A 23618-nucleotide genomic window follows, 5' to 3' on the forward strand; every position below is an offset into this window, starting at 1 on the left:
CGTTCGCTCCCCGAAACTCTTGGCGAGTTTCGCTACGTTGGAACGAGGTTAGCGATGGTAGCGACCTCGACGCCAAATCGGTACATTGATCGCATCCCTTGACGTGGCCTTGAACCAGGATTTGACAGGCTTTTGACGACACAATCGACCGAAACCAGCGAAAAGCTGGACCAGATAAAGAGCGAAATCGCCAAACATGTCGTCGGCCAGCAGCCGCTGATCGACCGGTTGATGTTGGCGCTATTGTGTAATGGCCATGTGTTGTTAGAGGGGGTGCCTGGGATCGCCAAGACGTTGACGGTCAATTGTTTGGCCAAGGCGATCGACGCAGACTTTAGCCGCATCCAGTTCACTCCCGATCTGTTGCCGGGCGATCTCACCGGCACGTTGGTGTACGACCCGCGGCACCATGTCTTTACCCCTGAGAAAGGGCCTGTGTTCGCCAACTTGCTACTGGCCGATGAAATCAACCGGGCGCCAGCCAAGGTGCAATCGGCGCTGCTCGAAGCGATGCAGGAAAAACAAGTCACGCTGGGCAAAGAGACCTTTGATCTGCCGTCGCCATTTCTTGTCTTGGCGACTCAGAATCCGATCGAGCAAGAGGGGACCTACGCGCTTCCCGAAGCCCAAGTCGATCGGTTTATGTTCAAGTTAAAAGTGGGCTACCCCAGCATGGACGAAGAACTCGTGATCATGCAGCGGATGGCAAAGACTCGTTCCGAGGTGAACATCCAACCGGTGTTGTCGCTTGATGAATTGATGCAGATGCGAAGCACACTCGACGCGACGTTCTTGGACGAAAAGATCGAACGTTACATTATTCGGTTGGTGGACTGTACACGTCATCCAGCAAAGTACGGACTGGATATCGAGCGTTATGTCCGATTCGGAGCGTCACCACGCGCATCGATCTACTTGTCACTGGCGGCCCGCGGGAACGCGATGATGCAGCAGCGTGACTACACCGTCCCTCAGGATGTGAAGGACGTCGCCCATGATGTTTTGCGGCATCGATTGGCGATCTCGTATCGCGCGGAAGCCGAGTCGATCACGTCCGATGATTTGCTGGATCAAATGTTATCAACGGTGCCGGTTGTCGAGTCATGATTCCTGATTCGCTTTCCAACACCGACGCTCAACTTTCCCTATTAGAATTGAAATGCCGTCGCCCAGTCGAACATCTGCTGGCGGGCGAATATCACTCGGTTTTCCGTGGTCAAGGAATTGAATTCGAGGATGTACGGCGATATCAGCCGGGCGACGATGTGCGATCAATGGACTGGAAGGTCACCGCACGGACGGGCGAACCGCACATCAAACGCTACATCGAACAGCGAGAACAGTTTCTGTATTTGTTGGTCGACGTCTCGGCGTCGATGATCCAGTCGAGCGGCGGTCGCAAACGCGCGCTGATCACCGAACTGTGTGCGCTGCTAACGATGGCCGCGGTGCGGAACAACGACCGCGTCAGTCTGATCCTGTTTACCGATCGTGTCGAAATGGTGATCCCGGCTGGAAAGGGTCGTTCGCATGCGTTACGGATCATGGACACGATGCTGAACTTCGAGCCCACCGGCCGGGAAACCGCATTCAAGGCGGTGTTGAGCCGGTTTGGTCATATGGCACGAAAACACTCGGTGGTGTTCGTGATTTCGGATTTTTTGGCGTCCGACTACTTTGACGAACTCCGCGCATTGGCGGCCCGCAATGATCTGAATGCCGTCAATGTGCTTGATACGCAAACGCAGCTCGCCGCATCCACCGAACTGGTTCACATGGAAGACACCGAGACGGGATCGCAGCGTTATGTCGATTTGAAGTGCACGAAGCAGCAAACCGACGAGCACCCTATCGCGCTGCAGGAACAGATGCTGCAGAGCGGCATCGGATTGATGGAGCTGGGTGTTGACGAAGACTGCGTGACGGCACTGGCGAGCTATTTCCAGTCGCGGCATCGACGTGTTGCTGACGAGACGGGTGGCTAAATGTTGCGTTGTGCTCTCGGTTCCATTTTACCGTTCGTTTTTATCACGATCTTGGCAACCGTTACGATCGCGGCGGAAATTGCGGGATCGGCGGAAAGCAAGCTCAGCCCGAAATCGTTTGGCATTACCGTGCGGTTTATCCCTGACCATGCCAGCCCAGGGGACGTCGTGCAACTGCGGGCCGAGATGGACCGAGACGCGTGGGGCCAGTTCGATTTGCATGTTCCTGCAAACCCAGACATGCACGCGATCACCGTGGAAAAACTCCCTCTGCAATACCAGGACGGACGTTATCAACAGCGGCAAAGTTTGGTGTTTCAACCCAAGCGTTCTGGGTCGCTGCGAGTGTCAGGTGCGACCATCGATGTCGTGACCTCGCGCGGTCGGCAAACGGTAACGATCCCTGATCTGACGCTGGTGATTGAGCCAATCGGAATCACCGACACCGCGACGACGCCTGTGCCATTGCCGACCTCAACGCCGGCGCAGTCATCGCAGTCGCTGAGTTTTTTTGCAGCCGCTGTCGGCATCGGCTTGGTGTTTTTGCTCGCGATCTTCGTTGTCGCTCGAAAGCACCGGAATCGGCAACCCACGGTCGCACCGTCCACCTCGCAGTCACCGCCGCCAACGGACGATCTCGTACATTTGCTGCAGTCCGGCCAAATGCCGCGTCACGAATTGGAACGGTTGCTGGCCGACCCGAACTTTACCGCATCGGTTGACGTGCGTGCGGCGATCGAGCGAGCGGTTTACGCCGAAGACTACGACACTGCGCAACTTGCCCAACAGTTGCAACAGCAGGAGGGGAGATGAGTTTCGCCTATCCCTGGCTGCTGCTGTTGTTGCCGGTTCCTACGATATTGGCATGGCGGATGCGAATTGCGCGTCCTAGTTTGCAGGTCCCGTCGCTACAACTTTGGCAACATACCGATCGCGGACGTGCTCGTTACCTGTGGCTGCTACCGCTGCTTCGCATCGTCTCGCTGATGCTCTTGATCGTGGCACTGGCCAGACCGCAAGCGGGAAGCACGCACACGGTCCAGGTGTCCGAAGGAATCGCGATTGAGTTGTTGGTCGACGTCAGCAGCAGTATGGACATGAGCATCCAGCTGCCTGACAAAAAACAGAACAGCCGCATGCAGGTGGCCAAGGAATTGGTGGAACGCTTCATCGCGGGCGACGGCGAAAAATTGAAGGGACGCGAAGGCGATCTGCTGGGGCTGATCACGTTTGCAAGGTACGCCGACACACGTAGCCCGTTGACGTTTGGGCACGAAGCACTGCTGCAATTGGTTCGCGACCTCGAAATCCAACAGCGGCCCAACGAAGACGGCACCGCTTATGGAGATGCCTTGGCGATTGCCGCTGCCCGTCTGCGACAACTCGATGATCCCGACGTTCGCGAGCGACGATCGTTCGAAAGTGAAATTTCCAGCCGCGTGATCATCCTGCTGACCGACGGAGAGAACAACTCGGGGCAACATTTGCCAGTCGAGGCCGCGGGATTGGCGAAAGAGTGGGGCTGCCGCGTCTACTGCATCAGCTTGGGGGATCATGCCCCTCCATCGATATCCGCGTCATCGTCGTCCGCACCGCTTGCAGATCCGCCGCTTTCCGAAGCCGAACGTGTGCTGGAACACATTAGCAGCGAAACGGGGGGCATTTTTCGCACCGCTCACGATTTCGAGTCGTTGTTGGCGGTGTATTCCGAGGTGGATCAATTAGAGCGTTCCCGCATCGTGACGCGCCAATACACGCGAGTCGCCGAGTGGTTCGGGTTGCCATTGGCCGTTTCGCTATCGATATTGATTATTGCTCTTGTGCTCGAAGCCACGTGGTTACGGACGGTGCCATGACGTTCTTTACCTTTCAAAATCCGAGCATGCTTGCACTGCTGGTGATGCTGTTGCCGGTGGCGTGGTTGCTTCGCCGTGCGCAGCGTCGCCGAAAGAGTGTCATCGATGCGATGGGCGGCGATCTTGGCCAGCGATCGCCATGGCGTGACCGGCTTTGCTTGGCGGCGATGCTGTTATTGATCCTTGCGTTAGCGCGTCCTGGGATTTCACCGCAACGTCACTCGGTGGCCAAAAGTGGGCGTGACGTGGTGTTTGTCCTCGATGTCTCGCAAAGCATGTTGGCCGAGGATGCTTATCCGTCGCGATTGGATGCCGCCAAAGACGCGATTCGTGACGCACTGGACCACTTGCAATCCGAACGAGTGGCATTGGTCGTGTACGCGGGCAGTGCCAACATTCTCTGTCCGCTGACGTTCGATTACGACTTTGTGCGATACGTGTTGGACCAAGCCACTCCGCGAACCGTCGATTTCGGCGGCACCACCTTACTATCCGCCACCGAAAAGTGTGCCGACAGCATCTTTACCGAACAGCGCAAAGGGATGCAGGATTTGATCGTCCTGACCGACGGCGAAGAACACGGAACGCACAATCAGCGGATCGCGAAACTGCTGAACGAGCATGACTCGGGATTACTGCTCGTTGGCATTGGCGACACAGCGTCAGGTTCACGCATTCCTATCACCGGCGACGACGGCGCGACGGAGTACTTGAAACACGACGGACAATTTGTCACGACGCGATTGAACGAAAGCGGACTTCGAGAGCTTGCTCGTTTGGCGAGCGGCGCCACCTACGTCTCGGCAGGAACGTCGGCATTTGATCTGGCTGGTCTGTATTGGCAATACGCGAGCGAGAAACCCATCGCCGATGTCGGCGGAAGCGACACCTACGTTACTTATCAAGAGCTTGGATTCCCGCTGATGGGGCTGGCATTAGCGATGTTATTGATCGCCGAGCGGCAGCATCGTTCGCACGGACGCAGGCGAACACGATTACCAGTGCAGCAGATTGCGGCCTTGCTTTTCATCGCCGCCATCAGCGTCGTGACAACGCCATCATTGTCGGCCGAGGAAACCGGTGTGGCGACGCAGTTCGCCGAAGCCGTACGGCTACAATCCGCAGGCCGGACGGCGGATGCGATGGAGATCTATGACGCGATCGAATCGAGCATCGTGGCCGGCCAGATTTCGGCTCAGCAAACCGCAGCACTGCGATTCAACCAAGGGCTGTGCTACTTGGATCTAGCCGCCAAGGACGCGGATGTGGAACCGAGAGCCGCCTTGTCAAACGTCGAGCAAGCCCAGACCTGTTTTCTGGATGCATGCCGGATGTCACCCGAGCTCGAGCGTGCGAGGATGCGACTCGATCCGACCGCAAACTGGATCACTCAGCTGCAACAGCAAATCGAACAAGAGGATGAGCGACAGCAGGAACTGCAAGAGCAACTTCAAAATTTGATCGAGCTGCTTCAGGAACTGCAACAAAAACAAACGGACTTGAGCGACAAGGTTCCCAGCCGACCGGTCCCAGGGCGTCGCCATCCGGCGGTTGCCCAACCGCCGGATGGCGAACCGGAAACTGCGGCCGAGGATGGCAAACAATTCTCGCAACAGCAGCGACAATTGCATCAAGAAGGAATTGCGATCGACGCGGCCATGCAGACACTCGACCAAGCGATGTCGCAATCGGTTCCGTCCGAAGACACGCAACCGCTAAGCGTACTGGAAGAGCCACTGAGGCTGATGAAACAAGTGATCACGGCCCAAGACTTGGCGGTCGATCCGCTACGGCAATGGAGCCGCTGGGCCAATGCTCGCGACCTACAACAGATTGCCATTCGCAAGATCCAAGAGATCCTGGACCTGTTGGCCAGCGACAGTTCCGAAGACTCGGACGAAGGCGACTGGGACGATGAAGAGTCCTACGAAGACATGATGGAATCGAGCGAGTCCGATGAAGCGATGATGTCGTCGATGCAAGGGGAAGGCGAATTTGCCAGCGGCGGAGAAATGCAACCGTTGCCGGTCCCCAACTATTCGGTGGAAGACATTTTGATGCAAGAGCAGGGCAGTCTGCAATTTCGCCAACAACAGCGAGCCAAGAGCAACCAAGGCAAAGTGGAGAAAGATTGGTGAGCCATCGATGGCATCTCGAATTGTTGAGGACGCTTGGAATCGTTTTGGCTCTTGCCGCTGCGAACGTTGCCGGTGCGCAGTTAAACAATGAAGATGCGGATGCCCAAGTGTCATCCACCGAGACACCAGCGACCGAGGCACCAGCGACCGAGCCCGAACTCGAAATCGTCGAAATCCCGATCAAACTCAAAGAGCAATCCTGGTTCACCGACGTGGTTGCAACGGTCGTGATCGAATTCCCCGAAGCGGTGGAGCAACCGGAATCGTTGCCGCCGGATGACAAGGATGTTTCGTTTGTCGGCTTGGAGCTGAACGCTCCCTCCACGTCAAATTTCCGCGAACCCGAGGCGGTGGTTCGATTTGTCCCGCAGCATCCTGGCGTATCGGTTTTTCCATCGCTCGAGTTCCGATCGGCAACCCATCTTTACCGTACTCTGCCCACGCAATTCCTGGTCAGCGTCCCTCAGCCGAGTTCAAACATGCAGTTTGAATTTCGACCAGAAAAAACATCGGTCTACGTCGGCGAACCGGTGCGAGTGAATGTCAAATGGTCGAGCCAGGAAGAGACAAACCGATTTCGCTCACTGCAATGTTATCCGGACATTTTTCGAAACCACGATGCCGAGGTGGTAATTCCTCGCTGCACCGCCCCCGAAGAACAGCAGATGGGAATGCCACTGGGCGGTCGAAGAATCATTGTTCCTCGTGTGCCGCCCGACGGCAAACCAGCCTTGTTCGGCACGGTCGAGTTTCCATTGTTCATTCGTTTTCATGAACCCAACACGGTCAACATCGGCCCCACGCGTTTAGAGTGTGCCCTGCTGAAGAGACCCGAAGGCGCGTTCGCTCCTTATGCCGCCTATTACAACAATGGATTGTTCGAGCCATTTTCGGCGCTGAAGTCATACGAGCGAGTCTATGTGGAATCCGAACAAACGCAGGTCCGCGTGCTTCCGCTGCCGTCGGAAAATCGCTCGGAATGGTTTAGCGGGTTGTTCACTCCATGCAAGATTGATGTCACGTCGGCAACCGATGAGATCACGGTCGGGCAAGTTCTGCAAATCGACGTCCGTGTGCATAGCGACGCACCGCACGGAATGCTCGAACTTCCACCGCTATCGTTGCAGCGGAGTTTGCGGGGACGGTTCCACGTCTCAAGCGAAATGGGGCGAACCTGGCACCCCGATGGAACCAGTTTCCGAATCCGTGTGCGTCCGTTGACCACCAACATCACCGCGTTTCCATCGCTGCGAATCCAAGTCTTTGACGCAGAGGCGGGCGAATATCGCTTCATCCAAACCGCAGCGATTCCCCTGAAAGTACTCGCGGATGACGGACGCGACTTTTTCGAAGTACGAACGCTCCTCGCCGAACGAACTCTGACCGAACAACCCGAAGGGGTTTGGCACAACGCACAACCAGGCATCATGAGTCCATTTTTGAATCACGCGATTGGGATTTTGGCAGACTACTTTTGGTTGTGGATGATCTCCACCACCGTGTTGTTTGCCTTTGCTGTGCCTTGGGTCCGCGAGCGACGGCGTCGTGCGACTCACCCGGTTTACCGACGACAAGTAGCCGCTTACCAGGAACTGCTGCGGCAACCCGAGGGCAGCGTACAAAAGTGGGACGCCTTTCTGCGATTTTTGGCTACCGGATTCTCGGTGCCACCGAACGCTTGGACGATCCAGGACACTCAAAATCGTCTGCGTGAGATTGAGCTTTCACAATCCGACATCGACTTGATCGCGAAAACCCATGCCGTTGCGGACAGATCCGATTTTTCGTCACAGAAATCCACCGCCTCGATCCCTGAACTCAACGGGGTAGCAAGTCGACTGTTTGCAAAGCTCCGCCGCCTTTCGGTTTTCGCATGGATTGTCTTCTGCATGACTCCGCTGCCCGCGGTCGCATCGGAGTGGAGCGAGGCGGAAGTGCTTTTTGATCAAGCCATCCACTCGGATCCTGGATTGCCAGAAACCGAATCGTTGTTCAAGCAAGCGGCGTTAAAATTCGAGAGTGCTGCCGGCGACGCCCGACAACGAGGACATGCCTGGTACAACGCTGGCAATGCATGGTTCAAAGCAGGCGAGCTAGGTCGGGCGATCGCATGTTATCGTCAAGCACAGGTGTATCGACCGTTTGACGACAAGGTCCGCGAAAACTTGAAAGCCGCACGGGCGTTGGCGGTCGATGCCATCGACGATGTCCGCGCAGACCGTTTCCTACGTTGGCCGCTGCGATGGATCTGCGCAGCGTTGGTCCTCAGTTGGACATTGTTTCTGAGTTTGCTGCTCGTGCACCTTCGCTACCGAACAAGGACGACGGCGGCGGTGGTGATGTTGGCGGCGTCCAGCGTCGCGGTCATCGCGGGGACCGCGTTTTACGCCGACATTCAATCGGGCCGCGAAGGCGTGGTGATCGTCGGTGAAACGTTTGGTCGCAAAGGCCCCGCGTATTCATATGACACGGCGTTTTTTGAGCCGCTGCATGACGGGTTAGAGTTCGATGTCCAATCGCGACGAGCGGATTGGTTAAACATCGAACTAGCCGACGGCCGCGAGTGCTGGATCCCCGCCGACCAAACCCGATTGATCTTCAACGAGCGATAGGGGGAGGGAGGCAGGGCAGGGCGGTAGTTGCGCGGAAGGTGTCACTGAATCACCTAATCTTGCAGTCCCCTCTTCGGCCCAAAGGGCCATTCATTTGCCTAGCCCAGGCCAACGGCCTGGGAATGGTTGTAAAATACTTCCATAGGGCCATCGGCCCGGCAGTTTGCATCGCTAACTCAGGGTTTGCCCAATGCCTCAATCACTTTCTCAAGTTTGGATCCACCTCGTTTTCTCAACCAAAGAACGTCGACCGTTTCTAAAGGGCGAACCGTTCCGCGAAGAAATGTTTCGCATGCTGTCTCACCACGTCAAAGAATCAAAATGCGTGAATGCTTCCGTGGGAGGACACATCGACCATGTTCATCTTCTGATTGGGCTTTCAAGAACGATCAGTATCGCGAAACTTGTCGAGAACATCAAAACGGAAACGTCCAAGTGGGCGAAAACCGCCGTGGGTGGGACTTCACAATTCTCTTGGCAATCAGGCTATGGCGTTTTTTCAGTCAGCCACTCCAAACGTGGTGAGGTTGACGAATACATACGCAACCAAAATGAACATCACGACCAGTTGTCGTTCCAGGATGAATTTCGGGCGATTTGTAAACGGCATGATATAGAAATCGACGAACGATATGTGTGGGATTGAGGCGTACAAACGACCGGGCCGTTGGCCCTACCTAGCGTTCTTGGACACGGATTCCCAGGCCGCTGGCCTGGGCTAGGCCAACTGTTGGGCCGTTGGCCCGAAAACATGCCGCATGCTAGCCAGCCGCTCACTCCCGCGACCTGCCTTTTCGCAATCGTTTTGCCTTTTCGGCCCAGGGGGCGTGGCGGTCGAAGATCACACCGTACTCTTGATAGCGATTGTAGGGCACCGCATCCTGCTTCCACTTTTCCACCGCTTGGTCATAACCGGCTCGCATTGATTTCATCGCTTCACTGTACTCGGGGTTCTTGGCCAAGTTGACCAATTCCAGCGGATCCTTTCGCGTGTGATAAAGTTCCTCGGTCGGCGAGAATCCGTCTCCGGCGTAACCCCAGTAAATGTACTTCATGTCTTTGGTCACGATCGCAAGCGACTGGACTTCCGCTGGGCCCCACACGTTGATCAACGGCAGCGAAGTGTGAATCTCGGCTGCGGGATCATCAAGGATCGGCATTAGACTGCGTCCATCCATGTTGCGGGGTGGCGTGATGCCGGCCAATTCAAGAATGGTCGGGGCAAAATCGATATTGCCGGTTAGCGAATCGGATCGCAACTGTTTCCCACGATTGGGATGGCGAGGATCGTAAACGATCAATGGCACGCGTGACGCTTCTTCGTACGGCAGCACCTTGGAACCATAGCCATGCGAACCACACAAAAACCCGTTGTCCGAAGTATAGAAAATCACGGTATTGTCACTGGCACCATGCTCTTCTAACGCATCCCGAATCATCCCGACCGCCACGTCGATGGCGTAGATTTGTTGATGGTACTTTGCCATCACATTGTCGTAATCGTCCGAGTAGTGCCACGAATGAAACCGCTCGTATTGACGTCCTTGTTGACTCTGTTTGGAAAAGTGGGTGCCGTGTTCACGACCAAAGTTGGCAGGTTTTTTGAATGTCTTTCCGGCATAGACATCATCAAATCGAGGATCCGGTGTCGCCGGCATGTGAGGGGCTTTGAAGCTGATCGACAAGCAAAAAGGTTGCTCCTTCGCAGCCGAATCACGAACAAAGTCACGACCGAAGGCGCCGTAGGACAACGTCGAGTGCGGATACTCGTCGGCGTACTTCGCCATCGATTTGTTTTGCCGAGTGTTGTAACTCGTTTGTCCGGGGCCGCCGCCCCACACGTCGAAGTCGTCGCTGGGAAGTTGTAATTTCTTGGACTCCGGCGTATCGACGACTTCGAACCCGAATTTACCCGCGAACGCGGTGCGATAACCGTTGGCGCGAAGCAGCATGGGGTAGCTCTGCTGCCATTTGTCCCGCGTCATCGGGCCGTGATCAAAATTGCAGCCCGTTTTGTATTCCAGCATCCCTGTCATCACACTGGCACGACTCGCCATACAAATCGCGGTCGTATCGTAGTGATTGTCAAACACCATCCCGTCGGCGGCCAACTGGTCAATGTTGGGCGTTTTCACATCCTCGTTGCCGTAGCAGCCAAGCGAGTAAAAGCTCTGATCATCGGACATCAGGAAAATGATATTGGGCCGTTCATTGGCCAGTGTGGTAGAGACGCACGCAAACGACAACAAAGTGGCCCAAATGCGAGATGATTTCGAGAACCGTCGAAGGAGATCCATGGCTTGATTTTCTGAGGTTTGAAAGGGGGGTGAGCGTTCAAGCGAATTCAAGGACGCCTGACGCGTCCACGAACGATTATCATCGAAGGGATCGTGTCCAGCCACACCTAATTTCGGCTCGTCTTCATGTTGGTGGCGTGAGCGATACGGGTGTCGCGACCGCCGCAGCGTCAGCCAAAAAACGGAAATAATTTGTTGACACGCGGTTTCGGACAGACATTTGCCATTTGCACCGCCCCCCCGAACCGTGCCATTCGTGCACTTTCCCTAAGGATTTTCGCTTCGTGACGTCAAACGACCGCAACACGACGGATGCATCGACGGAGGTGGTTGCATTGATTGCCCAGCACCAATCTCGGTTGCGGGGATTCGTGCGATGTTTGCTCGTTCACGACAAAGATGTTGACGATTTGTTGCAAGAGGTGAACGTCGTGCTTTGGCAGAAAGCGGACCAATTCGAGATTGGAACCGATTTCTGGGCGTGGGCGAGCCAGGTAGCAAGATTCAAGGTAATGAACCAAGTTCGCAAGTATTCACGCGACCGCTTGGTGTTTGACGAGTCGTTCATGACCGAGTTGGCGGATCTTGCCACCGAACGATCGAGTGGTTTTGAAGATCAACAGTCCGCGCTTCGGCACTGCATGAAACAATTGCCGGGTCCGCAACGGGCATTGATCGAGATGCGGTATTCTAGCGAGCGGTCGATCGGCAGCATCGCGGACGAATTGGGACGCCCCGAGGGCTCGATTCGACAAACGCTGTACCGAATCCGCGGGCTGTTGCTGCAGTGTATCGAGTTGCACATGCCGGAGACTTCGCGATGACCAGCGATACCGAACGCGAATTTATCAACCTGCTTCAATTGGCGATCGATGGCGAAATCGATCCAGGCCAAGGCCAACGCTTGCAAGAATTGATGCGTGGTAACCCCGAGCGGATGAACGCTTGGATCGATCACTTTCGACTCGATTCGCTACTAAGCAACGAGATTGATCGCTCATCGGTCGTCGATCTCGTCGATCTGGTTTGCCCACAAAATTCGTCTGGCAATGACGTTTTGCCTGTGTTGACTCAAACGGAATACCGCAAACGAGACCGATCTCGATCCAATGCGTGGTGGGCAATCACGGCAATTTTGGCTGTGTCTGTTCTCTTTCTGGCATTCCTGTTCGCGACCGACCGATCGTTATCGCAATTTGCCAGCGTGGCGACGCCAAAGCAGCTAGACACCACGATCGCGATCCTCGCCCAGACATCCGAGGATGTTTGGCATGGCAACATCGAACCTCCGCTACTGCTGTCACCAGGCCGATTACAACTCGAATCCGGGCTAGCGGAAATCCGAGTTTACAACGGAGTGACGCTGTATCTCGAAGGCCCCGTCGACTTGGATTTGAATTCGCTTGAGCACGCCCATCTGAGACATGGAAAACTGCGAGCCCGCGTTGCCGAACAAGCCGAAGGATTCACCGTCACCACCGATGCAGTGCGGTTGGTGGACCGAGGAACCGAGTTTGCGATTTCGGCGGGTGAAGACGGGCGATCCCAAGTTCATGTGTTTGACGGGTTGGTCGATCTCTATCCCAGCGGCAAAAAGTCACGTGATGACAAGATCGGACGTCCTGTCGGCGAAGGTGAGAGTGTCGAAGTCGATCTGTCGTTTGAAACTCGCGAGACAGAGTTTGCGCTTGATCGGTTCCCCTCGGCACAATCGATGGACCAATCGGTGGCCAACCGCTTCGAACGATGGCAGGCGTGGAGCACCGAATTTGCCAAGCGTCCCGATTTGCTGGTGTACTACAACTTTGAAGAGTTCGGCGAAAAAGGCAACGGACGCAACACCGTCATTGATCTTGCCAGTGAAAAACCAATCAATGCAACCGTGGTCGGTTGTGAAACGTTGACGGGACGTTGGCCTCAGAAAAAGGCCCTTGGGTTCTACAATCCCGCCGACCGATTGCGAGTGCGGATCCCTGGTCGCTGGCCAAATTTGACAATGGCGTGCTGGGTTCGGCTGGACGAGTTGCGAGGCGTTAATCAAGCACTGCTGCTGACGGATTCCTTTGACGCATGGCAACCTCATTGGCAGATCGCCAAAGAAGGCGTGCTAAAGCTCGGCATTGGTCAAGAGACCGTCAAGGAATCCAGACGGATGCGAAGCCCATCGGCACCGCTGAAAGAACTCGCCCCCTTGGGACGCTGGATGCACCTAGCGACCGTCTATAACTCAAAGCAGAAAACCGTCGAACATTACGTCAACGGTATCCAAGCGGGCTCGAACGTGTTACCAGTCGCCGAGCCGCTGCACATTGGAACCGCCGAAATCGGCAACTGGTTACGTCCGCGACAAACTGGCGACGAACCGATCCGCAATTTGGACGGCCGCATCGACGAATTTATGTTGTTCCGCTCAGCACTGGACGCGGAAACGATTAAAGAGATTTACAAGGCTGGACGTTAGGACTGGTGACATGAATCTGGAGGTCCGAAAACAACGTCAATCCAAAAACCTGTCTCCCGAGCAACAGAAGTCGCTGGATACACTGCTCGCCGAAAAGACCAACACCGCTGCCGTTAATCTAAAACCTGGCCAATGGTACCGATTGGGCGTTCGCATCCAGGGCGATTCTCTAGTGGCTTCGCTCGATGGCAAGAAGATTGCCGAGCTTCGTTCGCCTGGAATCGACCACCCGACCAAAACAAAGGTTGGCATGACCGTCAACGGATCGACCATCGATTTTGACAATTTGAAAGTCTTCAGCGTTAGCCAATAGTCCGAAGCTCCCCACAGCGGTTCCTCTTCCAAGTCCACTTTTAAAAAGCCCCTGCACGATGAAAAATACCGCCCCTCAACGTTCCCTCGTTTTGCTGCTACTGAGTGCTCTCTTTCTGCTTTCGCTAGGAACCGTCGCCTCGGCGGCGGACGAGGCTGGCGCGACGCCGGACCGCCCCAACATTCTCTGGATCACGATCGAGGACTGGAGCCCCGACTTGTCATGCTATGGCACAAAGGGGATCGAAACTCCGCACGTGGACAAGTTGGCTTCCGAAGGAATTCGCTACCAATGGGCTTTCACCACGTCGCCGGTTTGCTCGACGTCGCGTTCCGCGATGATGACGGGGTTCCACCAAAACTACATCGGTGCCCACCAACACCGCACCGATGACAAGAAACCGCTGCCGTATGGGATTCGCCCGATCCCTCATCTGCTGGCCGATTCAGGCTACTTCACGGCGCTAATGAGCTGGAAAACGGACTGCAATTTCTTGCCGGACAAGAAGAATGAATTGTTTATGGGCGAGGACTGGAACGAGCGTGAAGCGAATCAACCTTTCTTTGCTCGCATCACGTTTGGGGGAACGCACCGAGCTTGGAATCGCGATCCGCTGCGTCCGATTGATCCCAAGGATGTTGAACTGCCGCCTTATTATCCGGACACCCCATTCATCCGCCGCGACTGGGCCACCGGTTTGGAACAGATGCAGATCGTCGATCGCGAAGTCGGTGAACTGCTGAAACGCTTGGATGACGAAGGGCTGGCCGAAAACACCATCGTATTTTTCATTGGCGACCACGGCCGCTGTCATATCCGCGGCAAGCAGTTTCTTTATGACGAAGGAACTCGCATTCCGATGATCATGCGTTGGCCAGGGAAAGTCAAACCAGGACAAGTCAACGAGGACCTTGTGATGTCGATCGACATTTGCGAGACGATCCTCGAAGCGGCCGGCATCAAGGCCCCGGTTCCACTGCATGGCAAAAGTCTATTCAGCAAGGAAGTCCAGGATCGCAAATACGTCTTCGCAGCACGTGACAAGATGGACGATGCTCATGACGCGATGCGATCGATTCGATCAAAGGATCACAAGTTGATTCTGAATCTGATGCCCGAACGTGCGTATTGCCAATTCAGCCATTACAAGGAAGGTGCATATCCTGCGCTCGCAGAAATGAATGTCCTGAATCTGGAAGGAAAGTTGACGCCGGAACAAGCCGCGTTCATGGCACCGAACAAGCCTGAGATCGAACTGTTTGACCTGAAAAAAGATCCGCACGAAGTACACAACGTCGCGGATGATCCGAATTACGCCGATGTGAAAGCCGAACTACTCGCCGAACTCGAGAATTGGCGTAACAACGTGATCAAGGACCAAGGAGTGTCGGAGGACTTTCGTGCTGTGGGCGTCTTCCCTGACACATGTCCCACGGCGACGGTGGGTGAATGGGTCGAAAAGAACGTGAAAAACTACGACTTCAACAAATACGGATCGCCGGGCTGGTATCCCACCCGCACTTTGGAAGAGTGGCAGAAGGCGCGCGATCTATGGGCTCCGTATGTGTTCCGCGGACCGAGCGAGAAGGTCGCACGCCCCGTGATTGCTTTCACTCAGAAGAAGAAAGAGAAAGCCGCCAAGAAGAACAAAAAGAAGTAGCCGAAGTGCTCTGGAGGAAGCGACAAGCACGAGAAACGAGACACCCTACTTACAAACCGGAATTCCGAAATGACGACCATGAAGAAACCAACGACACGTCGACAGTTTCTCGCCCAAACCGCTGCGGTGTCGGCGGCTGCCGCGATCCCCTATCACTTCACGTCAGCGCAAGAGTCGACGAAGAGCAAATCGAAAAACGAGCAGTTGCAGTTTGCTCTGATTGGCGTGGGTGGAAATGGAACGCGGACGGCTCCGGTGGGGAAAGAGTTCGCGAATTTGGTGGCGTTGTGTGATGTCGATGCGGATCACCTGCGTGACGGCAACCAACTGCTGACGGGTGGCAAAGCTGACACTTATTCCGACTATCGCGAAGTCCTTTCACGCGACGACATCGACGTCGTCCAGATTTCCACGCCCGACCATTGGCATGCGAAAATCTTGATCGAAGCGATGTTGGCTGGCAAAGATGCCTACTGCGAAAAACCGCTCACGCTGACGATTGAAGAAGGCAAACTCGTTCGTCGCATGCAGAAGGAAACCGGTCGCGTGGTGCAAGTCGGCACGCAACAACGAAGTAGTTTTGACAAATTCAATAAGGCACTGGCGATCATCGCTGAGGGCCGCATCGGAAAACTCAAACGAATGGTCGTTGGAATTGATGGTGGCGGATGGAGTCCCGAGATTCCGGCCGTCGCGGTTCCCGATGCACTCGATTGGGATCGTTGGCTCGGCCCAACGCCGGAGATGCCTTACCGCTACCTTCGCCATCCCAGCAAGGAAGCCGACAAAGGCTACACGAATTGCCATACCCAGTTTCGCTGGTGGTACGAACATTCTGGTGGCAAATTGACCGATTGGGGTGCCCATCATATCGACATTGCGATGTTAGGGATCGCGGCGGCAGGCCAGAACAACGATCCCGTTTCAGTCGATGGCACCGCCAAACATGCGGTCGATTTCAAAGACGGCATTCCCGTACAAACAGATCGTTACAACACGGCACAGGGATTCGATTTGCACGTCGCGTTTGCTGATGGCGATGTTGAAATGAGCATTCGCCATGACGTCGACAATGGCATTCTGTTCGAAGGCGAACTCGGACGAATCTTCGTCAATCGTGGAAAATTGGTCGGCAAGCCAGTCGAAGACCTCGCGTCCAACCCGTTGCCTGAGGACGCCATCTCCAAGATCTATCGTGGCATGCCGATGAAGCAAAACGATCGCCCGGCGCACTGGGAAAACTTTATGTATGCGATCGAAAATCGAGTCCAACCGATCTCGGATGTCCATTCGCACATGAAGATGTTGAATGTCTGTCACCTCGCGGGGATCTGTTGCCGGCTGGGTCGCAAGATTAACTGGGACCAATCGACCGAGCAGGTTGTCGGTGACGAACTAGCGCACAGCATGATGAGTCGTCCGTACCGCGAAGGTTACGAAATCGACATGAGCTAAGTGGAGAGGCACCAGCGACTCGTTGTATTAGTGAGCCGTGACGCGTGAGCGGCCGGGTCTCACGGTATTAGTGAGCCGTGACGCGTGAGCGGCCGGGTCTCACGCACAACCCGGTGCCTTACGGCCCACGGCTCACATTACCCAAACGTTGGAAAGAACAAAATGAAGATCACACGACGAAACGCAATTTTCACCACGGCGGCTGCCGCATCCGCTGCACTTATGCCCCTCACGATCCTTGGGGACGTGTTAGGTGCGAATGAAAAAGTAAACGTCGCGTGGTGCGGCGTTGGTAACCGCGGCCCTCGCATTATCGAGAATTTTGAAAGAGCCGGCATAGCCAACTTCGTCGCCTTCTGTGACGTCGATCCGGAAAACCCACATATCAATGCGACGAAAGAAAAATTTCCCAAGGCTCGCATCTTTCAAGATTGGCGGGTGATGCTGGACAAGATGAACAAAGATATCGATGCGGTGGTGGTCTTGGTGCCAGACCATTCGCACTTTCCGATCACGATGGCTGCCATGGCCGCTGGCAAACACGTCTACACCGAAAAGCCACTCGCTCGCACGTTTCAAGAAATCGAACTGATGATGGCGGCCGAGAAGAAATACAAAGTCGCGACCCAAATGGGTAACCAAGGACACTCGGGCGACAACCATTTTCAGTTCGATGCTTGGAAGGATGCCGGCATCATCAAAGACGTCACCCACGTCGATGCCTACATGAACAAGTGGCGTCGCTGGCACCCTTGGGGCGACGTGAAGTCGATGCCTAGTGGTGAGACGGCGCCGGAAACCATGGATTGGGATCTGTGGCACAGTACGACACCAGTGCATGCGTTTAGCAAGATGTTTCATCCCGGCAATTGGCGTGGATGGTACCAACATGGCACCGGATGTTTCGGTGACTGGGGCGCCCACATCCTCGATACGATTCATCGCTTCCTCGAACTCGGGCTGCCGGAAAGGATCTCGGCGACGAAATTGGTGCAGCCTAATAACCTGATTTATCCGCTCGAGTCGACTATCAACTTCCAGTTTCCTGAGCGGAACGGAATGCCCGCAATGGACATTGATTGGTACGACGGAGTCGAAAACTTGCCGCCATTGCCGGATGATTTCGCAGGACGAAAACTCGACACGAATACTCCTGGCAAGTTTATCTATGCGGGCGATTTGGCTTTGCAAGGCGGCAGTCACGCGACAACACTCGAAATCCTTGACGAGGAAAAACGCAATTCGCTGCAAACATCCGGGAATTTGCAAACGGACTTTGGCAAGCATTCGGATCACTACGCCAATTTCTTGCTCGCCTGTCGCGGCGATGAAAAAACGCGGTCGCCGTTCTCGGTTTCGGGTCCGCTCTCGCAGATGTTGGCGCTCGGTTGCTTGGCTCAGCGACTCGGAGGCGAACTCGAGTTTGATCGCCAAAGCAAACAGATCACCAACAACGAATTAGCCAACTCGCTACTGAAAGACACGCCACGAAAGGGCTGGGAACAATATTATGCACTCTAAACGAGAGGTCTGCTTGCTGGTTCACATGCGAGTGACGCTCGCTGCGATGGCGGTGACGCTCGTGACACTCGGCATCGCGACCAGAACGTTGGCCGCTGATCGGCCTAACATCCTCTGGATCCTGACCGACGACCATCGCGCCGATTCCATTGCGGCGTATAATCGTGCGACCGCGGGACGGGACGACAGCGAACTCGGGTATGTCTCGTCGCCCAATGCCGATGCACTGGCGAGACAAGGGGTTTTGTTTACTCGAGCCTACTGCAATTCGCCCGGCTGTGCACCGAGTCGAACGTCGATGCACTTTGGAATGTACCCTCATCACAGTGGGCAGTACGGTTTCGAATCCGGCCATCAATCGACCGACTTTGCGAAGCCGTTCTTTCCCCAAATGATGGTTGAAAACGGGTATCGAACAGCCCACTTTGGCAAGAGCGGGATTGCCAGTTTCAAGTGGGACGAACGCAAGCTACAGAAAACGTCGATCTACGAAGTCAGCGTTGATCAAAAGGAGCTTTACAAAAATGAGCATACCGATTGGTTTCATCAAAAGACTTGGGGCAAAGGCAAATCGACCGGGATGGAAGAATTCTGGTTGATGCCGGACGGACCGATGCGGATTCTGACGCCGGTGGAAGAGCCACTGAGCGAAACCGCGAGAGAGCAGAAAGCTCGGGTGCGACGTGAGCTCGACTTGTTGTTCTCGTTTGGTGACCACAACGATCTGGTGATTGGTGGCGTCAGCCCGCAACCGACTGAAAAGACGCAAGACGGTGAAATCTTGGCGTCCTTCGTGGATTACATTCAACACGCAGGTGAATCGTACAAGACGCCTTGGGGACGCAAACTTGACGGACCGCCGACGGACCAACCGCTGTTCGTGAACCTTGGATTTCACTTTCCACATACCCCCGTGCTGCCGTCCGGCGAGTTCCGCGATCGGTTTGCCGGCAAGACCTACAAAGTCCCTGAATTCAGCAAAAATGAACTTGAAAAACTGCCACCGCAATTGGTGTTGTGGTTCGAAAAAACCAACTTCGCCGACCTGTCTGCCGAAGACAAGCAGCAGGCGATTCGCGACTACTACGCGTTCTGCGCGATGGGTGATTCATTGATCGGCAAAGCGGTCGAACAATTCAAAGAATTCAGCGCGAAGCAAAAGCGTGAATATTTGATTCTATATGTGATCGGTGATCATGGCTGGCATTTGGGCGAACAGGGTGGCGAATCGAAGTTCGCACCGTATGACACATCGAACCATTGTGCCGTGATCGCCGTTTCGTCGGACGGCCAACAATATCCGGCGGGCACGGTTTGCAACAAACCGATCGAATTCGTCGACTTCGCTCCCACGTTTTTGCAAGCGGCCGGTGCGGATTTGTCCGACGATCGCTACGCCCATCTCGACGGACATCCCATCGGCAACACGCTCAGCGGCGCGACCGATCGCGACTATGTGATCGGAGAGATGAATCATGTGATTGGCCCGCGAGCTTACTTGCGATCCGACGACTTTGCGTTTTCGATGCGAGTTCGAGAAAAGAACGGCAAGCCGGGCGAAAAATGGGGGCATCCGCCGGGGGAAGATATTAAATGGGCGTTGACGGCTCCGCGTGAGCAAGTCGAAATGGCGCTGTTCGATCTTCGCGTTGATCCGAAAGAGCGAAACAATGCCGCAAATGACGATTCGTACCTGGCGTTATCCGACTGGTTCCGCAGCAAACTCGGCCGCATCATCTTGGGTGACGGACGAGTCGAATCGGATTGGTCAAAAGAAAACGAGTTTGCAATCAGCAACTTTGCCGCCGGAGCTCACGATGGGAAATTGGACATTCCAAAAAACATTGTGCCTCGCGTGAACGAGTTGACATCGCAACCCAAACAGCCGCAACCCAAACCATCGGCGACGGACATGGAAATCAAGTTCGGCAAGGTTTCACGAAAGTCCGCTTTTCGCAGTGACACGATGAGCATTTGGGGCGGATCGCTGGTCAAGGGCGAGGACGAGCTGTACCACATGCTCTATTCACGCTGGCCACGTGACCTGGTCTGGGCCTGGGTAACCGATTCCGAAATCGCTCATGCCGTTTCCGCCAGCCCTTCAATATCCAGATTCCATTGCAGGTGACGTTGCATCCGTAGCATTGTCCCTGCAACTTCGTCCAGCGCCAAACAATCGTGATGAACATCGTTATCACAGAATTTTCAAACGAATCCATTGGCTAGAATTATGAAATTCGAGAACCGTTGCTTTCTCTGTTTTTTGTTGGCATCTTTATTGACGCCTGTGATGACTGGAATTACCAAGGCCGAAGGGAAAGAAACGCCCACCTGGACCGACGCGAAAACTGCCGCAGCAGAATTTCCTGGCTTTGCGTTTCTGGGTGAATACGTCATGGACGATCAAGCGATTCAGGTTGTTCCGTGCCAGGACCGGTTCTATCTTTCGATCTACCAGGGCGGACTGCCCGCAGCAGGTTGGGACGGAGGAACGATCCAGCATGAATGGGTCACGAGCGATGCGATTGAAAATCGTTTGAAAGGGTACGAAAAAATTGATCGTTCCTCGAAGCTCGAATTCACAAAACCTCCTGCCAATGCGATCGTGTTATTCGATGGCTCCGACATGAAACAATGGGGGCATGGAAAGATCAAGAATGGGTTGCTGCAAGCGGGTGCGGGTACGAAACGAAAGTTTCAAGACTTCACATTGCATTTTGAGTGCCTCGTTCCTTTCAAACCCGAGTTGCCGCTAAGTCACCCCGACCGCGGCAACAGCGGCGTGTTCGCCGTGGGAGCTTATGAAGTGCAAGTTGCCGATACATTCGGTCTGGATTTCTCGCCGAGTGCCTGGACCGAGATGAAACAGTTGAAGAAGCCCAGCACGTGGTGCGGCAGCATTTACGGACTCCGCACTCCGGATGTAAACATGTGTCTGCCGCCGCTGAGCTGGCAAACCTTCGACGTCAAATTCACGGCGGCTCGATTTGAAAATGACAAAAAGGTTTCCAGTGCGAGGATGACCGTGTACCAAAACGGTGTTTTGATCCATGACAACTTTAAACTTCCCGAGGGAACCGGCGGCGGTCCTTCCGGCCCACGACCCGAAGTCACTGAAGGTCCGATCTACATCCAAAACCACCACAACCCGACTCAGTATCGCAACATCTGGGTCGTCGAAAACTGACAACGCGACTCTCGAACTCACCCCTTTCGATGACAGGCATCCTGTTTACTTCCCATTGACTTAAGGACCGTCAGAACAATAAGTGACGGGTTTTCCCGTAGCGGAAGTCGTCAAGACTTTCGTTTTCCAGGCTGGTCGAAACTCGTGACAAGTTCCGCTACGTCAGTAATGACTCCGAAGGTCCTAACCCGGCCTTCGTGCCTCGAACAGCAAAGCATCCGAATTTGCGACGACATGCGGTGCCTCGTTGATGCTTTCGAGTTAGGATGATGGTCCGGAAATTCCCATTGCCGTCCAAATAACCACTGGCTAGCCAAGCACCCCTGCTTAAAAAACACAGATACGAACTTGAAGAAAGCAATCACCTTCAAGTGAAATCTTGCCACGACACATACCTCCCCACCATCAGTAACAGACGAAAGACCCCAACATGAACAACCTTGCCAAACTCTTGAACCTTTTGCTCGTTGGCGTTGGGCTGGCGAGCGGCCAGCCCTGCGATGCCGCCGACCAACCGAACATCCTATACATCATGTCCGACGACCACGCGGCACACGCGATCTCGGCTTACGGCAGCCGGCTTGCGGAAGTGGCACCGACTCCGAATATCGATCGTTTGGCAAATGAAGGGGCGTTGTTCACCAACGCGTTCTGCACCAATTCAATCTGCTCGCCGTCGCGAGCCTGTGTGCTGACGGGCCAGTACAATCACGTCAACGGTGCCTTTGATTTGGGAGGAAACGTGCCGCCTGGAAAGCAAATGCTGGCGATCCAAATGAAGAAAGCCGGTTATCAAACCGCAATGATCGGCAAGTGGCATTTGCACGATGAACCTGCGGACTTTGATTACTACTGTGTGCTTCCCGGCCAAGGCCATTACCACAACCCTGAGTTCCTGATCCGCGGTGACAAACCATGGGGAAAGAACCTGATCAAGTTCGACGGCAAACACTCGACCGACACGATCACTGATCTGACGCTTGATTGGTTAAAAGAAGGTCGAGACAAAAACAAGCCGTTCTTTCTAATGCACCATTACAAAGCTCCGCATGATTACTTCGACAATGCCGAGCGTTACGAATCGTATCTGGCGGATGTCAACATTCCCGAACCCGAGACGCTTTGGAAACGCGATCCACGATTCGGATCGATGGCCACGCGAGGTGCTGACGACGAGCTGATTCCTCATATCGGCACGTCCATCGGTGGTCGCAATCCGCGGCGGTCTTATCTTGGTGACTTACCAAAATTGTATCCCAATGAGTTCCCGCCCAACTTTGACCCGAAAAACTACAGCGATGAAGAAAACACTCGATTTGCCTACAACGCTTATCTGAAAAAGTACCTGCGATGTATCAAGGGAATCGACGACAACCTTGGCCGACTGTTCCAACATCTCGAGGACAGTGGGCAACTCGACAACACGGTGATCATTTACACCGGCGACCAGGGTTTCATGCTGGGCGAACATGACTATCAAGACAAACGATGGATGTACGACCCATCACAGCGGATGCCGTTTCTCGTTCGCTACCCCAAGTCGGTACCTGCCGGAGGGCGGTTCGACACGATCATCGAAAACGTCGACTACGGCCCAACGATGTTGGACTTTGCCGGAGCAAACATTCCCGATTCGGTGCAAGGACGCTCGTTCAAATCGCTACTGGAAACGGGCAAGGAAGCGGACGACTGGAAGCAAGAAGCCTACTACCGTTATTGGATGCACATGGCACACCACGATAACCCAGCGCACGTAGGCATCCGCACCAAGACGCACAAACTGATTTACTATTACGGATGCAATTACGATGGCGGCTATCAAACGCCGCCGGGATGGGAACTGTATGATATGGTCAACGACCCGCACGAGACCGTTAACTTGTACAGCAACCCCGAGTATGCCAAGCTCGTCGCCGAGATGAAGTCACGCCTGGAAGCGACACGCAAACGCGTCGGAGATGATGGCACGCATTTCCCAGAATGCGAGGAAGTTATCCAAGAATTCTGGGACTATGACGAAGCCGATCAGGCCAAGGCTCGCGAGATTTCTCATCAATACTTGCAGCGTCGCCTGCAAGAACTAAAAGAGGGAAAGGTCAACATTCGAACCTGGGTCGGCGACAACTGAGCCGA

17 protein-coding genes are annotated in these 23618 nt (G+C 54.7%); 16 read left to right on the forward strand and 1 reads right to left on the reverse strand.

Annotated features, from left to right (window positions below; all coding sequences use genetic code 11):
* The first annotated feature begins 132 nt into the window (after positions 1–132).
* The 7 genes from ABD971_RS04755 to tnpA all read left to right on the forward strand — a co-directional run bounded on the left by ABD971_RS04755 (position 133) and on the right by tnpA (position 9237).
* Entirely contained in the window at positions 133–1107 is a 975-nt protein-coding gene (locus tag ABD971_RS04755; protein ID WP_345319933.1) for an AAA family ATPase, read from the forward strand.
* Entirely contained in the window at positions 1104–1985 is an 882-nt protein-coding gene (locus tag ABD971_RS04760; protein ID WP_339944851.1) for a DUF58 domain-containing protein, read from the forward strand. Before ABD971_RS04755 ends, ABD971_RS04760 begins: the two co-directional genes overlap by 4 nt.
* Positions 1986–2798, forward strand: a complete 813-nt coding sequence (locus tag ABD971_RS04765; protein WP_345319935.1) for a hypothetical protein — start codon at positions 1986–1988, stop codon at positions 2796–2798.
* Positions 2795–3841: a vWA domain-containing protein gene (locus ABD971_RS04770; RefSeq protein ID WP_345319937.1), complete on the forward strand. Its 1047-nt coding sequence runs from the start codon at positions 2795–2797 to the stop codon at positions 3839–3841. The genes ABD971_RS04765 and ABD971_RS04770 overlap by 4 nt, the downstream gene beginning before the upstream one ends.
* Entirely contained in the window at positions 3838–5979 is a 2142-nt protein-coding gene (locus tag ABD971_RS04775) for a vWA domain-containing protein (protein ID WP_345319939.1), read from the forward strand. The genes ABD971_RS04770 and ABD971_RS04775 overlap by 4 nt, the downstream gene beginning before the upstream one ends.
* A complete protein-coding gene (locus tag ABD971_RS04780; RefSeq protein WP_345319940.1) occupies positions 5976–8591 on the forward strand; it encodes a tetratricopeptide repeat protein in 2616 nt (871 codons plus the stop codon). Before ABD971_RS04775 ends, ABD971_RS04780 begins: the two co-directional genes overlap by 4 nt.
* A 190-nt stretch (positions 8592–8781) precedes the next feature.
* Positions 8782–9237 carry an IS200/IS605 family transposase gene (gene tnpA, locus ABD971_RS04785; RefSeq protein ID WP_345319942.1) on the forward strand — a complete coding sequence of 152 codons (456 nt, stop codon included), beginning with the start codon at positions 8782–8784 and terminating at the stop codon, positions 9235–9237.
* 127 nt (positions 9238–9364) lie between these two features.
* Here the strand turns inward: tnpA and ABD971_RS04790 are convergent, their stop codons facing one another.
* Positions 9365–10888, reverse strand: a complete 1524-nt coding sequence (locus tag ABD971_RS04790) for a sulfatase family protein (protein ID WP_345319944.1) — start codon at positions 10886–10888, stop codon at positions 9365–9367.
* A 284-nt stretch (positions 10889–11172) separates the two neighbouring features.
* On the opposite strand from ABD971_RS04790, the gene ABD971_RS04795 reads away from it, so the two are divergent.
* From ABD971_RS04795 to ABD971_RS04835, 9 genes are all read left to right on the forward strand, one after another.
* A complete protein-coding gene (locus ABD971_RS04795; protein WP_339944861.1) occupies positions 11173–11712 on the forward strand; it encodes a sigma-70 family RNA polymerase sigma factor in 540 nt (179 codons plus the stop codon).
* Positions 11709–13349, forward strand: a complete 1641-nt coding sequence (locus ABD971_RS04800; RefSeq protein ID WP_345319945.1) for a LamG-like jellyroll fold domain-containing protein — start codon at positions 11709–11711, stop codon at positions 13347–13349. Before ABD971_RS04795 ends, ABD971_RS04800 begins: the two co-directional genes overlap by 4 nt.
* Before the next feature lie 10 nt (positions 13350–13359).
* Positions 13360–13662, forward strand: a complete 303-nt coding sequence (locus ABD971_RS04805; protein WP_345319946.1) for a 3-keto-alpha-glucoside-1,2-lyase-like domain-containing protein — start codon at positions 13360–13362, stop codon at positions 13660–13662.
* Positions 13663–13720: 58 nt separating this feature from the next.
* On the forward strand, positions 13721–15322 hold the full coding sequence (locus ABD971_RS04810) for a sulfatase family protein (protein ID WP_345319947.1): 1602 nt from the start codon (positions 13721–13723) through the stop codon (positions 15320–15322).
* 78 nt (positions 15323–15400) lie between these two features.
* Positions 15401–16777 (forward strand): Gfo/Idh/MocA family protein, encoded by a 1377-nt coding sequence (locus tag ABD971_RS04815; protein ID WP_425571255.1) that lies wholly within the window; start codon positions 15401–15403, stop codon positions 16775–16777.
* Positions 16778–16939: 162 nt separating this feature from the next.
* Complete coding sequence (locus tag ABD971_RS04820; RefSeq protein WP_345319949.1) at positions 16940–18298, forward strand: Gfo/Idh/MocA family protein; 1359 nt, start codon at positions 16940–16942, stop codon at positions 18296–18298.
* Complete coding sequence (locus ABD971_RS04825) at positions 18288–20426, forward strand: sulfatase-like hydrolase/transferase (RefSeq protein ID WP_345319951.1); 2139 nt, start codon at positions 18288–18290, stop codon at positions 20424–20426. Before ABD971_RS04820 ends, ABD971_RS04825 begins: the two co-directional genes overlap by 11 nt.
* 162 nt (positions 20427–20588) lie before the next feature.
* A complete protein-coding gene (locus ABD971_RS04830; protein ID WP_345319953.1) occupies positions 20589–21485 on the forward strand; it encodes a 3-keto-disaccharide hydrolase in 897 nt (298 codons plus the stop codon).
* Between the two features lie 430 nt (positions 21486–21915).
* Positions 21916–23613: a sulfatase family protein gene (locus tag ABD971_RS04835; protein ID WP_345319955.1), complete on the forward strand. Its 1698-nt coding sequence runs from the start codon at positions 21916–21918 to the stop codon at positions 23611–23613.
* Positions 23614–23618 lie beyond the last annotated feature (5 nt).

The sequence above is a fragment of the Novipirellula rosea genome (genome assembly GCF_039541335.1).
Lineage (GTDB): Bacteria > Planctomycetota > Planctomycetia > Pirellulales > Pirellulaceae > Novipirellula > Novipirellula rosea.